Origin of the sequence: Burkholderia sp. AU6039 (assembly GCF_002223365.1) — a bacterium.
Lineage (GTDB): Bacteria > Pseudomonadota > Gammaproteobacteria > Burkholderiales > Burkholderiaceae > Burkholderia.
In genome coordinates, this window is record NZ_NKFK01000005.1 from 1,326,924 (window position 1) to 1,340,319 (window position 13,396).

A 13,396-nucleotide genomic window follows, 5' to 3' on the forward strand; every position below is an offset into this window, starting at 1 on the left:
GCGAACCGCCACGGCGTGGCAAGGGCGGAGCTCATTCGGCCTCCGTCGCATGCCCCGGCGCGCGGCTCAGCAGATGCGTGCGCTTGTCGGCCGCGAGCGACACGTAGCGTTCGTACTGGCGCAGCACATCGGCAATCACTTCGTCGCCGCGCAGGTATTCGACGTCGTAGCCGAGCCGCCCATCCTCGAAGAACGTGACGATCCCGTACACGTGGGCCCGTTCCGCTTCCGGCTCGGCTGCCTCGCGCACCAGGAACGCGGCGGCGGATTTCACCGTCACGCGCACGCCGTACACGAAATCGCGGTGGTCGGCGGTCGGCACGGTGAGCCGCACGGCATCGTCGCTGTCGCGCTGCACGTTCGCATCGACGCCGCTCGCGCGCAGCTCGTCGGCGACCTTGCGCAACGCGGGCTCGACCGTCTCGGCGACGAACTGGCGCGCTTCGGCTTCGGTCGTCTGCCGCAGGATGTGCGTCAGGCGGTGGCGCCAGTGCTGGCCGGTCCAGAAGCTCGTCGCGGGCGCGATGTCCTGAGAATAGTGCACGCGGTCGGCCGCGAGCCCGCGCCACAGCCCGTAGCAGAGCGCGAGCATGATGATCGCCACCGGAAGCGCGGCGATCAGCGTCATCGCCTGCAACGCGCCCAGGCCGCCAGCGACGAGCAGCACCGCGGCCGTCACGCCGAGCAGCGCGGCCCAGAACAGCCGTTGCCACACGGGCGAGTGCGCGTTGCCGCGCGTCGCGATCTGGTCGAGCACGAACGCGCCGGAATCGGCGGACGTGACGAAGAACACCGCGATCAGCACGATCGCGACGATCGACAGTCCTTGCGACAGCGGCAGGAAGTCGAAGAAACGGAACAGCAGCGCGTCGACGTTGGTGGCCGTCTGCGCGAGCGCGCCGGCCGCGCCGTGCGTATCGAGCCAGATCGCGCTGTTGCCGAACACGGTCATCCACACGAGGTTGAACGCGGTCGGCACGAGCAGCACGCCGATCACGAACTGACGGATCGTGCGGCCGCGCGAGATGCGCGCGATGAACATGCCGACGAACGGCGACCACGACACCCACCAGGCCCAGTAGAGGATCGTCCAGCCGCCGAACCAGCCTTCCTCGCGCGGCGACGCGTACGCATAGGTGCGGAACGACAGGTCGACGAGATGCGACAGGTACTGGCCGATGTTGTCGCCGAGCGCGCGCAGCAGGAACGACGTGGGTCCCGCGACGACCACGAACGCGAGCAACAGGAACGCGAGCAGCAGGTTCAGCTCGGACAGCCGCCGCACGCCCTTGTCGAGGCCACTCGCGGCGGAAGCACCCGCGAGCAGCACGACCAGCACGACGAGCCCGATGCGGAACGCGTTGCCGCTGGTGTCCCAGCCCACGACCGTGTGCAGGCCGGCGCTGATCTGCATCACGCCGTAGCCGAGCGTCGTCGCGATGCCGGCGACCGTGCCGACCAGCGCGAACGCATCGACCGTGTGGCCGATCCAGCCGTTGATGCGCTCGCGCAGCACCGGATACAGCCCCGAGCGCAGCGTCAGCGGCAGGTTGTAGCGGAAGCCGAAGTACGCGAGCACGAGCCCCATCAGCCCATAGATCGCCCACGCGTGGAAGCCCCAGTGGAAGAACGTCATCAGCATCGCCTCGCGCGCGGCGGCGGGCGTGCCGGGGTCGACGGTCGGCGGCTTCAGGAAGTGCTGCATCGGCTCGCCGACGCCGAAATACATGAGGCCGATGCCCATGCCGGCCGCGAACAGCATCGCTGTCCACGACACGAAGCTGAATTCGGGTTCGGCGTCGTCGGGGCCGAGCCGGATGTTGCCGAAGTCGCTGGCGGCGATCAGCACGAGAAACACGAGGAAGCCGGTGACGGCGAGCACGTAGAACCAGTCGAAGCGTGCGATGACCCATTGCTGGCCGGCGGAGAACAGCGCGCCGGCTTCGCTCGGGTGCAGCGCGCACACGACGAGCAGCGCGCCGATGACCGCGAGCGCGGGCAGGACGACCTGCGGCTTGAACGTCGTGCGGGGCGAGGGACGGGAATCTGGCATGGCTGGCATCCAGTTGTGGGCGCAACGAGGCGCGACGCCGCCCGGCGCGCGTGTCGCGCGTCGGACCCTGATACGGCGTGCGTCGAGTGTACCGCGGTGTCAGGACTGCAAGAAGGGGCATGCAGAAGAGATAAACCTGACGAATTGTAAGGTATTGAGAAGATCGAGAAAACCCGGGAGGTTCGCCCGGCGGGCGGACGGGGCGCTGCGAACGTCGTGGCGGACGTATATCGGGCGCCCGGACGGCGCGCGTGGAATGCGGGAAATGCGCGTGTCGTCCGGGGCAGGGGCAGCGTGCCGAAAGCGCTGCCGCGAGGGTTCAGAACGTGACGGCGATGCCGGCCATGCCGACGAACTGGCCGTGCGTCGTCGATGGCGTGAGCTGCTGCGAATCGCCGACGATCGGCGCCGCGTCGATCACGTGGCCCGCGCCTTGCGCACCGAGCGTCTGCCCGCTCGAATGCGTGTACGCCTGCAGCGCATAGAGCGTCGTGCGCTTCGACAGGCTGTACGACTCCTTCAGCGAATACTGCTGGTAGCGGGCCGCACTGTTGATGCCGTTCGCCTTCGACGCGAGCGTGTACGCGAACGCGCCGGCCACCGAGAATGTCGGCGTGAAGCGATACGCGGCGAGCGCGCCGTAGGTGTTGAACACGGCCGTGTCCGTGAACGCCGAGCCGTTGCCGGGCAGGTACTTCACGTTGGAATAGTTGAGGCCCATCGTCAGGTCGCCGAGCGTGTAGTTGCCGGCCGCCGCGACCTGCTCGACGGCCCTCGCGGTCAGGTAGCCCTGGTTCAGCACCGACACCGCGAAGCTGCCCGACGCGGCAGTCGCCGGATTCAGGAAGCCCGCCGACGAGCCCGAGCTGTTGATGCGCAGGTAGCCGGCCGCGACGCCGATCGGCCCGTTCGCATAACGCAGCGCGGCGCTGAACGTGTTGCCCTTGCCGGTCGCGCCGGCAATGCCGCCGAATGCATACATCGCGCTGGCGGTCAGCCCGGCGAAGGTCGGCGACGTATAGGTGACCGAGTTGTTCACGCGTGTCGTCGTGTCGAGGCCGTCGATGTCACCCGGATGCGCGCCCGTCGCGCCGGTCAGCCAGCTGCTCGACGCGTACGGGCCGACGAACAGGAAGTAGGGCGTGTACTGGCGGCCGGCCGTCATCGTGCCGTAGTGATCGTTGCGCAGGCCGACGAAAGCCTGGCGATTGAAGATCAGGCCGGCGGCGGATTGCGCGCCGTTGTTCAGGTTGAAGCCGGACTGCAGGTCGAAGATCGCATGCGTGCCGCCGCCGAGATCCTCGTCGCCGCGCAGCCCGAACTTCGACGCATACAGGTTGCCGTCGCGCATGTAGACGTTCGAGTGGCCCTGCTGGTTGTTCACGTACGCGAGCGAATCGTCGACGACGCCGTACAGCGTCACGCTGCTCTGCGCGTGGGCGGCGGTCGTGCCGAGCAATGCGGCCGATAAAGTCAGGATTGCATAGCGATTGACGGGTGCTTTCATTGACGATCTCCAGATCTCATCATCTTTTCAAGGTGGGCGGGAGGCTCGGTCGCCTCCTCTGTGGCGGGCGGCGGGCCGCGTGAACGGCCCGTCTTGCGCGGGTGACGCGGTTCAGCTGTCGAGTGCGACGACGAGCCGGCGCCACGCGCCGTCCTGCGCATCCTGCTCGACGCGCGCGCCGCGCACGGCGACCGGGCCTTGCAGCGACGCGGGCAACAGGATCTCGACGCGGTCGGCCGGGCGTGCCGGGCGGCCGTCCCAGCGCACCGATACGCCGAACGCGCCCGACGCTTCGCGGCCGGTCTCGATGCGCCACAGCCCGTATTCGCCTTCGCGCCATGCTTCCGTCTCGCCATCGTCCTCGACGCATTCGCCGGACGCGACACCGTCCTCGATGCGCGGCGCGACGAGGAAGCCGCGCGTGTCGGCACGCGCGCCGAAATGCTGTTCCGCAACGTTCAGCGGCAGCACGCGGCCCTCGCGCAACAGCATCACCGGCGTGTCGAGCGGCGCGGGCAGCGTCACGTTCGCGCCGCCGTCGAACGCTTGCGCGCTCGCGCAGCACATCCAGCGCGCGCCCGACGGCAGGTAGACGGTGCGCGCCGTCAGGCCGGGATCGACGACCGGCGCGACGAGCAGCGCGTCGCCGAGCATCATGTCGTCACATTCGTCGTAGCAGCGTGCGTCGCCGGGGAAATCGGCGAAGGTCGGCCGCAGCACGGGCTCGTAGCGCGTCGTCGACAGCCACAGCAGGTGATAGAGGTAGGGCAGCAGCCGGTAGCGCTGCTTGATCAGCGACGCGATCCGCGCGGTGATCTCCGGATACATCCACGGTTCGTTGACGGTGCCGTCGTCGTTCCACGAGTGGATGCTGAAGCGCGGCATGAAGAGGCCGAACTGCACCCAGCGCAGCAGCAGTTCCGGCGACGGCGCGGGCCCGGAGAAGCCGCCGATGTCGTGACCGATGTTCGACACGCCCGACAGCGCGAGCCCGAGGCCCATCTTCAGGTTGTAGCGCAGGGTTTCCCACGACGTATAGTTGTCGCCGGACCAGGTCTGCACGTAGCGCTGCATGCCGGCGCCGCCGGAGCGCGACACGAGGAACGGCCGCCGCGCCGGCGCATGCGCGCGCTGCGCGTCGCGCGACGCGCGCATCATCAGCATCGTCTGCAGCACCTTCGCTTCACGCACGGGATACGGCTGGCCGAAGCCGTGCGCGATCGCGTCGGGCGACCAGATCTCGTACTCGTTGTTGTCGTTCCAGGTCGACTCGATCCCGTATTCGAGCAGCGCCGACGTGACCTGCTCGCGCCACCAGCGATACGCGTCGGGCTGCGTGAAGTCGAGATACGCGCCGACTTCGTCCCAGAACTGCACCCATGCGGGCTCGCCGGACGCCGAGCGGATCAGCAGCCCGCGCCTGGCCGCCTCTTCGAATGCGGGATGGTCGCGCAGCAGGCACGGCTTGATGTTCGCGCACAGACGGATGCCGTGGTCGCGGTAATGCTTCACGAAGCCCTTCGCGTCGGGAAACTTGTCGCGGTTCCAGTTGAACACGTAGCGCTTCGCGCCGATCGATGTATAGCCCGACGACAGGTGGAACGAATCGCACAGGATGTCGTGCGTGTCGCATTGCTCGACGAACTGGTTCATCTGCTGCTGCGCGTCCGGCGCATCGGTGTAGCGCATCGTCGAGCCCGAGTAGCCGAGCCCCCATTTCGGCGTGCGCGCGGGGCGCCCGGTGAGCCAGGTGAAGCGCCGCGCGGCCGCGAGCGGCGTGTCGGGCGACGCGATGAAGTAGTAGTCGAGATCGCCGTGCTCGGCGACGAAATAGCGGTACGGGCCGTGATAGTTGTCGAGCTCGCGGCCCATGTCGAACGCGCAGTCCGACAGCGTGTCGTAGAACAGCCCGAACCCCTGGCACGCTGCGGGCGACCAGGTGATGTAGAACGGAATGTGCTTGTACAGCGGGTCGGTGTGCTTCGCGCTGTAGCCCATCGCGTCGATGTTGCGCATCTCGAAGCGCGCGCCGGTGCGGTCGAGGTCGCCCGCGCGTTCGCCGAGGCCGAACACCTTGTCGCCGCGCTCGCGGGCGACGTAGTGATACGCGCGATCGTCCCACCAGCCGAAGTTGTACGCCTGCGTGGCACGGTCGGCGAGTGCGACGCGCCATGTGCCGTCCGGGTCGCGCATCGACCACGTGCAATGGCCGCCTTGCCTGTGCACCGCGAGCCGGATCTGTACGGTCTCGATGCACACGCTGTCATCGTCTTCGACGAGGGTAAAGGAGGGCAGCGCGAAGCCGCTCAGGTCGAGGCGGTCGCGCCCGTCGAGCGGTACGTCCTCGAGGCCCGGTGCGATCGACCACGTGCGCGGGTTGCGTGCCGTCGCGTCGGGCAGCACGCGCACCCGTACGATGTCCTCCTCGAGCACGAAGATCTCGACGGTTGCGCCCGCCTCGGACGCGAGCAGCACACGGTTCGCGTGCTGGCCGGCGACGCGGAACACGGGCGGATGAAGAAGCGAAGTCATGAATGCGATTCCTGGTAAGGGCGAAGGTCAGGCGTGCCGGGCGAGCAGGCGTTCCTGCTTCGACTGCCCGCGGATCAGCACCGCGAGCAGCGTGACGCCGATGATGTCGAACAGGCCGAGGCACGCGAACAGCGGCGCATAGCCGATCTTGTCGGCGAGCGCGCCGACCAGCAGCGAGAAGCCGAGGCCGCCGATCCACGCGGCCATTCCGGCGAAGCCGCTCGCGGTGCCGACTTCCTCGGGATCGAACACGTCGGCCGACAGCGTGTTGACGAGTGCGGAGATCATCTGGTGCGCGAAGCCGCCGACGCAGAACAGCGCGATGGCCATGTACGGCGACGCGACGAGCCCGATCATCGCGGGACCGAGCATCAGCACCGCGCCGAGCGCGACGCCGGCAACGCGCGACCACACGAGCGGCAGCTTGAACCGTTTCGCGAGATACGGCGACAGGTAGCCGCCCGCGATGCCGCCGAGGTCGGCCGCGAGAAACGGCATCCACGCGAAGATCGCGATCTGCTTGAGTTCCATGTGGCGCTCGGTCGCGAGATAGAGCGGAATCCAGAAGCTGAAGGTCTGCCACGCGGGTTCGGCGAAGAAGCGCGGCAGCGCGATGGCCCAGAAGCGCCGCGCGGTGACGACGTCGCGAATACGACGCTTCGACACGGGCGGCATCGTCGCCTGGCCGTCGCGGATCAGCGCGCGCTCCTGCGGCGTGATGCGCGGATGATCGGCCGGCGAGCGGTACTGCGCGTACCAGAGCGCGGCCCACACGAAGCCGAGCGCGCCGGTGGCCATGAACGCGGCCTGCCAGCCGAACCGCATCGACAGGAACACGACGAGCGGCGGTGCGATCGCGGCGCCGAGCGACGTGCCCGCGTTGAAATAGCCGACCGCGACGGATTTCTCGCGATCGGGAAACCATTCGGCGACCGCCTTCATCCCCGATGGGATCGCGGCGGCTTCGAACAGGCCGAGAAAGCCGCGCAGGATGCCGAGCGACAGCCAGCCCGACGCGAAGCCGTGCGCGACGCCGACCACCGACCACAGCATCGCGAACAGCGCGAACCCGAGCCGCAGCCCGATCAGGTCGACGACGAAGCCGCACACGGGCTGCATGATCGTGTAACCGATCTGGAACGCGCCGACGATGTACGAATACTGCTGCGTCGAGATCGAAAAGACCTGCTTCAGCTCGGGGGCGAGCACCGCGAGGGAATTCCGTGCGAGGTAGTTGAGGATCGTGCCGAGACATACGAGCACGATGATCCACCAGCGCAACGCCTTGACTGTCTTCACTGCTGTCTCCTGTCAGAGGGGCGGGCGTACAGCGCCCGCCGATCCGTAAGGGCCATCCGCCCGGGATGGCTTATTCGTTTTATTCGTACGATGTCCGATCTTGATGGGAGCGGTTCATGCCCGCCTATATCGAAAATACGGTATTCGAACGAACATTTTGTCGTCATCGAGCTGCGATGTTATCTGACGACTGATCATTTTCGAGCATCCTATGTTCGAATTCGAATCCGGTCAACGTGAAAATGCATTCGAACGAACTTACTCGGGGTTTTCCCGAGGAACGCGGCCACGCGGCGTGCGTGGCAACGCACGGCGATCACGCGCGAAGGCCCGTGCGGCGGGGCAGTGCACGCATCGGGTGATCGAAAAGGCGTGGGGCGGGACGTGACAACCCTGATGAAAATTTATTTCTTTTCGAGACGGGAGTTGTGTAAATTCATTTTCATCATCCTTGCAACAACCCTTCGCATGACGCCTCTCGTTCCGCCCGACGCCAGTCACGACGAACCCGCGATCGCCGAGCGGATCGCGTCGGCGATGCCGTTGATGACGCCGATCCACCGCCGCATGGGCGAGTTCGTGCTCGCGAATCCGTTCCGCGCGGCGACGATGCGCATCGACGAACTCGCGCAGGCCGTGAATGCGTCGATCGCGACCGCGAACCGCTTCGCGAAGGCGCTCGGTTTCGACGGCTATCCGGCGATGCGCGCGGCGCTCGTGCGTGGCTTCGAGGCGACGCTCGGGCCGGTCGAGCGGCTGCGTTCCGCGCAGGAGCAGGAGTCCGGCGTACGCGGCGCCGCGTGGATCGATGCGGTATTCGACCAGGCCGTCGCGAACATCGAGAACACGCGTGCGCAACTGGACGCAGCCGATGTCGAGGCCGCGGTCGAGGCGATCGTCGGCGCGCGGCGCGTGCTGATTCTCGGCGCGGGGTCGAGCGCGTTTCTCACCGGGCTGATGGAGCACGGGCTGTCCGTCTGCCATGACAACGTGCAATCGCTCGCGCTGCTCGGCGGCCCGTCGCACGCGGCGCGGCGGCTGTACACGGCCGACTCGCGCGATCTCGTGATCGCGCTCGCGTTTCCGCGCTACGTGAAGGACACCATCGAACTGGCCCGTCGCGCGGCGGCGCGCGGTGCGCGCGTGCTGGGCATCTCCGACGGCCCGCAATCGCCGCTTGCGCCGATCGCGTCGCTGAACCTGTACGTCAAGGCCGAACGGCGCTTCGCGGCGACGTCGGAAGCGGCCGTGCTCGCGATGATCGAGGCGCTGATCGACGCGGTCGCGCTGCGCACGCACCGGTCCGCGAAATCCGCGGCCGAGATGACCGAATTCCTGCTGCCGTGGCTCGTCCAGCCGCAAGCGACGCTGCCGGCCGCCAACCCTTCTACTCACCGTCCGAAAAAAACATGACTTCACCCGCGATCGTTGCGATTCACGGCGGCGCAGGCACGATCCTGCGCGAGGCGATGGATTCCGACACCGAACGTCAGTACCGTGCCGAACTGACCGCCATCCTGACGGCCGCGCAGCAGGTGCTGGCCGACGGCGGCAGCGCGCTCGACGCCGTCACCGTCGCGGTGCGGATGCTCGAGGATTGTCCGCTGTTCAACGCAGGACGCGGCGCCGTCTATACGGCGGAGGGCAAGCACGAACTCGACGCGGCGGTGATGGATGGCGCGACGCTTGGCGCCGGCGCAATCTGCTGCGCGACGCGCGTGCGCAATCCGGTGCTGGCCGCGCGGCGCGTGATGGAAGCCAGCGAGCACGTGCTGTTCGCCGGTGAGGGCGCCGATGCGTTCGCGGCCGCGCAGGGGCTCGAACTCGCGGAACCGGACTACTTCCACACCGAGGCGCGTCACGCGCAGTGGGTCAAGGCGCGCGCAGCGGCGGGCGCCATGCTCGACCACGACGCGGCGACGTTCACGTTCGGCGCATCACCCTCGCAGCAGCCGGCCGAACCGCTCGATCCGGACCGCAAGCACGGCACGGTCGGCGCGGTCGCATGCGACCAGCACGGCCACATCGCGGCGGCGACTTCGACGGGCGGCATCACGAACAAGCAGCCGGGGCGTGTCGGCGATTCGCCGATCATCGGCGCGGGCTGCTATGCGGACGACGCAACCTGCGCGGTGTCGTCGACGGGTACCGGCGAGATGTTCATCCGGCTCGCGACCGCGCATGACGTGGCCGCGCAGATCGCGTATCGCGGCGCATCGCTCGCCGAGGCCGCGCACGACGTCGTGATGAACAAGCTGCCGCGCCTCGCGGGCCGCGGCGGGATCATCGCGGTCGATGCGCAGGGCAACGTCGCGATGCCGTTCAACACCGAAGGGATGTACCGCGGCTATGCGCGCGTCGGTGAAGCGCCGGTGGTCGGCATCTATCGCGACGACGACACGGCCTGATTCCGGCCCGCACGAGGAGGAGACCCACGATGACTTCGAGCCGTAACCCGTCCGGCCTGGTGCTGCCCGAGCAGCGCGTGGTGGCCGTCGACGACCTGTCGGTCACGTTCCGCCGCGAAGGCGCGACGTTCGACGCGGTACGCAACGTGTCGTTTCACGTCGACCGCGGCGAGACGCTCGCGATCGTCGGCGAATCGGGCTCGGGCAAGTCGGTTACGTCGCTTGCGCTGATGCGGCTCGTCGAGCACGGCGGCGGCGCGATCACGAACGGCCGGATCGCGTTCCGCCGGCGCGGGGGCGCGATTGTCGATCTCGCGCAGGCCAGCGGCGCGACGATGCGCGGCATTCGCGGCGCGGATATCGCGATGATCTTCCAGGAGCCGATGACGTCGCTGAACCCGGTGTTCACGGTCGGCGACCAGATCAGCGAGGCGATCGCGCTGCACCAGTCGAAAAGCCTGTCGGAAGCACGCGCGGAAACGCTACGGCTGCTCGAACTCGTGCGCATCCCGGAAGCGCGCCGCGTGTTCGCGCGCTATCCGCACCAGTTGTCGGGCGGGATGCGGCAGCGGGTGATGATCGCGATGGCGCTGTCGTGCCGGCCGTCGCTGCTGATCGCCGACGAGCCGACGACCGCGCTCGACGTGACGATCCAGGCGCAGATCCTGCAACTGGTGCGCGGGCTGCAGGACGAGATGAACATGGGCGTGATCTTCATCACGCACGACATGGGCGTGGTGGCCGAAGTGGCCGACCGCGTGCTCGTGATGTATCGCGGCGAGAAGGTCGAGGAGGGCGAGTCGGACCGCATCTTCGCGGCGCCTGAGCATCGCTACACGCGCGCGTTGCTCGCGGCCGTGCCGAAACTCGGCTCGATGCAGGGCACCGATGCGCCCGAGAAATTCCCGCTGCTGAAGGTGGAGGGCGCGAGCACGGCAGCACCGGCTGCGTCGCCCGCACCCGCGGCGAACGACGCTGCGCAGCGGCCCGTCGATCAGTCCGCGTCTCCGATCCTGCGCGTGCGCGATCTCGTGACGCGCTTCCCGGTGAAGAGCGGCGTGTTCGGCCGCGTGTCGCAATACGTGCATGCGGTGGAACGGGTGAGCTTCGAACTGCGCGCGGGCGAGACACTCGCGCTGGTCGGCGAATCGGGCTGCGGCAAGTCGACCACCGGCCGCTCGCTGCTGCGCCTCGTCGAATCGCAGAGCGGCTCGATCGAATTCGACGGCCGCGACATCAGTGCGCTGAAAGGCCCGGACCTGCAGGCGCTGCGCCGGAACATCCAGTTCATCTTCCAGGATCCTTTCGCGTCGCTGAACCCGCGCCTGACCGTGGGTTTCTCGATCATGGAGCCGCTGCTGGTGCACGGCGTCGCGAGCGGCCGCGAAGCGCAGGCGCGCGTCGACTGGCTGCTCGACAAGGTCGGCCTGCCGCCCGAGGCCGCGCGCCGCTATCCGCATGAATTCTCCGGCGGCCAGCGCCAGCGGATCGCGATCGCGCGCGCGCTCGCGCTGAACCCGAAGGTCGTGATCGCCGACGAATCGGTGTCGGCGCTCGACGTGTCGGTGCAGGCGCAGATCGTCAACCTGATGCTCGACCTGCAGCGCGAGCTCGGCGTTGCGTACCTGTTCATCTCGCACGACATGGCGGTGGTCGAGCGCATCAGCCATCGCGTCGCGGTGATGTACCTCGGCCAGATCGTCGAGATCGGCCCGCGCCGCGCGGTGTTCGAGGCGCCGCAGCACCCGTACACGAAGAAGCTGATGAGCGCGGTGCCGGTGGCCGATCCGGCACGCAGGCACGCGCCGCGCCAGCTGGCGGCGGACGAAATCCCGAGCCCGATCCGCGCGGTCGGCGACGACCCGGTCGTCGCACCGCTCGTCGCGGTCGGCCCCGATCATTACGTCGCGACGCATCGCGTCGGCGGCGCGTACTGAAGCAATGCGTCGCCATGGCGATGCGCGAGCGTGCAGGAAGTCGAAACCGAAACGCCCGTGAGGCGTCACCGATTCACCGATAGGAGCCCAGCAACATGACCAAGCAGCATCCGTTCACGATGTTTCGTCCGCGCGCGTGTTTCGTCGCGCTTGCCGGCGCGTTCGCGCTGTCGGCCGCGGTGCCCGCGTTCGCGCAGCAGACCGCGGTGATGGCGGTGGATTCGACGTTCACGACGATGGACCCGTACGACGCGAACGACACGGTGTCGCAGGCCGTCGTCAAGTCGTTCTACCAGGGGCTGTTCGGCTTCGACAAGGACATGAAGCTCGTCAACGTGCTGGCGACGAGCTACGACGCGAGCCCCGATGCGAAGACGTACACGATCAAGCTGCGCCAGGGCGTGAAGTTCCATGACGGCACCGATTTCAACGCGGCGGCCGTGAAGGCGAACTTCGACCGCGTGACCGATCCCGCGAACCACCTGAAGCGCTACAACATGTTCCGCGTGATCGAGAAGACCGAAGTGGTCGATCCGTACACGGTGAAGATCACGCTGCGCGAGCCGTTCTCGGCGCTGATCAACACGCTCGCGCACCCGTCGGCCGTGATGATCTCGCCGGCCGCGCTGAAGAAGTGGGGCCGCGACATCGCGCTGCATCCGGTCGGCACCGGCCCGTTCGAGTTCGTCGAATGGAAGCAGACCGACGACCTGAAGGTGAAGAAGTTCGCCGGCTACTGGAAGAAGGGCTATCCGAAGATCGACGCGATCGACTGGAAGCCGGTGGTCGACAACAACACGCGTGCCGCGCTGATCAAGACGGGCGAAGCCGATTTCGCGTTCCGCATCCCGTTCGAGCAGGCGGTCGACCTGAAGGGCAACCCGAAGGTCGACATCGTGGAGCGGCCGTCGATCGTGCAGCGCTACGTGTCGCTGAACATGCTGCAGAAGCCGTTCGACAACCCGAAGGTGCGCCAGGCGCTGAACTACGCGGTGAACAAGGAAGCGCTCGCGAAGGTTGCGTTCTCCGGCTTCGCGACGCCGTCCACCGGCGTGGTGCCGCAGGGCGTCGACTATGCGACGAAGCTGGGCCCGTGGCCGTACGACCCGGCGAAGGCGCGCGCGCTGCTGAAGGAGGCCGGCTATCCGAATGGCTTCGAGACGACGCTGTGGTCCGCGTATAACAACTCGACGTCGCAGAAGGCGATCCAGTTCGTGCAGCAGCAGCTCGCGCAGGTCGGCGTGAAGGTGCAGGTGCAGGCGCTGGAGGCCGGCGAGCGCGTCGCGAAGGTCGAGAGCGCGCCGGATCCGGCGAAGGCGCCGGTGCGGATGTACTACATCGGCTGGTCGTCGTCGACCGGCGAAGCGAACTGGGCGATCACGCCGCTGCTCGCCGGCGCGTCGGCGCCGCCGAAGCTCGTCAACACCGCGTACTACAAGAACGACACGGTCGACGGCAATCTGACGAAGGCGCTCGAGACGGTCGATCGCGCGAAGAAGACCGACCTCTACGCCGATGCGCAGAAGCAGATCTGGACCGACGCACCGTGGATCTTCCTCGTGCAGGAGAAGATCGTGTATGCGCGCAGCAAGCGGTTGCAGGGCGCGTACGTGATGCCGGACGGCTCGTTCAACTTCGACGAAATCTCGCTGAAATGACA

The 13,396-nt window shown here is 67.6% G+C and carries 8 protein-coding genes; 4 read left to right on the plus strand and 4 right to left on the minus strand.

Features of this window, described 5'->3' with window-relative positions:
* Nucleotides 1-31 precede the first annotated feature (31 nt).
* The 4 genes from CFB39_RS23780 to CFB39_RS23795 all read right to left on the minus strand — a co-directional run bounded on the left by CFB39_RS23780 (nt 32) and on the right by CFB39_RS23795 (nt 7,391).
* On the minus strand, nt 32-2,053 hold the full coding sequence (locus tag CFB39_RS23780; protein WP_089474675.1) for a BCCT family transporter: 2,022 nt from the start codon (nt 2,051-2,053) through the stop codon (nt 32-34).
* Between the two features lie 319 nt (nt 2,054-2,372).
* Complete coding sequence (locus tag CFB39_RS23785; RefSeq protein ID WP_089474676.1) at nt 2,373-3,560, minus strand: porin; 1,188 nt, start codon at nt 3,558-3,560, stop codon at nt 2,373-2,375.
* Nucleotides 3,561-3,671: 111 nt separating this feature from the next.
* Nucleotides 3,672-6,092, minus strand: coding sequence for a glycoside hydrolase family 31 protein (locus tag CFB39_RS23790; protein WP_089474677.1), 2,421 nt, complete (start codon nt 6,090-6,092; stop codon nt 3,672-3,674).
* 27 nt (nt 6,093-6,119) lie between these two features.
* On the minus strand, nt 6,120-7,391 hold the full coding sequence (locus CFB39_RS23795; protein WP_089474678.1) for an MFS transporter: 1,272 nt from the start codon (nt 7,389-7,391) through the stop codon (nt 6,120-6,122).
* A 468-nt stretch (nt 7,392-7,859) separates the two neighbouring features.
* Between CFB39_RS23795 and CFB39_RS23800 the strand changes: the two genes are divergently transcribed.
* The 4 genes from CFB39_RS23800 (at nt 7,860) to gsiB (ending at nt 13,394) form a co-directional block, all read left to right on the plus strand.
* Entirely contained in the window at nt 7,860-8,804 is a 945-nt protein-coding gene (locus CFB39_RS23800; RefSeq protein WP_089474679.1) for a MurR/RpiR family transcriptional regulator, read from the plus strand.
* Nucleotides 8,801-9,799, plus strand: a complete 999-nt coding sequence (locus CFB39_RS23805) for an isoaspartyl peptidase/L-asparaginase family protein (protein WP_089474680.1) — start codon at nt 8,801-8,803, stop codon at nt 9,797-9,799. Before CFB39_RS23800 ends, CFB39_RS23805 begins: the two co-directional genes overlap by 4 nt.
* Before the next feature lie 29 nt (nt 9,800-9,828).
* Nucleotides 9,829-11,736 carry a dipeptide ABC transporter ATP-binding protein gene (locus CFB39_RS23810; RefSeq protein ID WP_089474681.1) on the plus strand — a complete coding sequence of 636 codons (1,908 nt, stop codon included), beginning with the start codon at nt 9,829-9,831 and terminating at the stop codon, nt 11,734-11,736.
* A 95-nt stretch (nt 11,737-11,831) separates the two neighbouring features.
* Nucleotides 11,832-13,394, plus strand: a complete 1,563-nt coding sequence (gene gsiB / locus CFB39_RS23815; RefSeq protein WP_089474682.1) for a glutathione ABC transporter substrate-binding protein GsiB — start codon at nt 11,832-11,834, stop codon at nt 13,392-13,394.
* Nucleotides 13,395-13,396 lie beyond the last annotated feature (2 nt).

What these genes read in the sequence shown, in the direction of transcription:
- CFB39_RS23790 (WP_089474677.1), bottom strand. Translation starts at nt 6,092, where the DNA reads ATGACTTCGCTTCTTCATCCGCCCGTGTTCCGCGTCGCCGGCCAGCAC.
- CFB39_RS23785 (WP_089474676.1), bottom strand. Translation starts at nt 3,560, where the DNA reads ATGAAAGCACCCGTCAATCGCTATGCAATCCTGACTTTATCGGCCGCA.
- CFB39_RS23780 (WP_089474675.1), bottom strand. Translation starts at nt 2,053, where the DNA reads ATGCCAGATTCCCGTCCCTCGCCCCGCACGACGTTCAAGCCGCAGGTC.
- CFB39_RS23805 (WP_089474680.1), top strand. Translation starts at nt 8,801, where the DNA reads ATGACTTCACCCGCGATCGTTGCGATTCACGGCGGCGCAGGCACGATC.
- CFB39_RS23800 (WP_089474679.1), top strand. Translation starts at nt 7,860, where the DNA reads ATGACGCCTCTCGTTCCGCCCGACGCCAGTCACGACGAACCCGCGATC.
- CFB39_RS23810 (WP_089474681.1), top strand. Translation starts at nt 9,829, where the DNA reads ATGACTTCGAGCCGTAACCCGTCCGGCCTGGTGCTGCCCGAGCAGCGC.
- gsiB (WP_089474682.1), top strand. Translation starts at nt 11,832, where the DNA reads ATGACCAAGCAGCATCCGTTCACGATGTTTCGTCCGCGCGCGTGTTTC.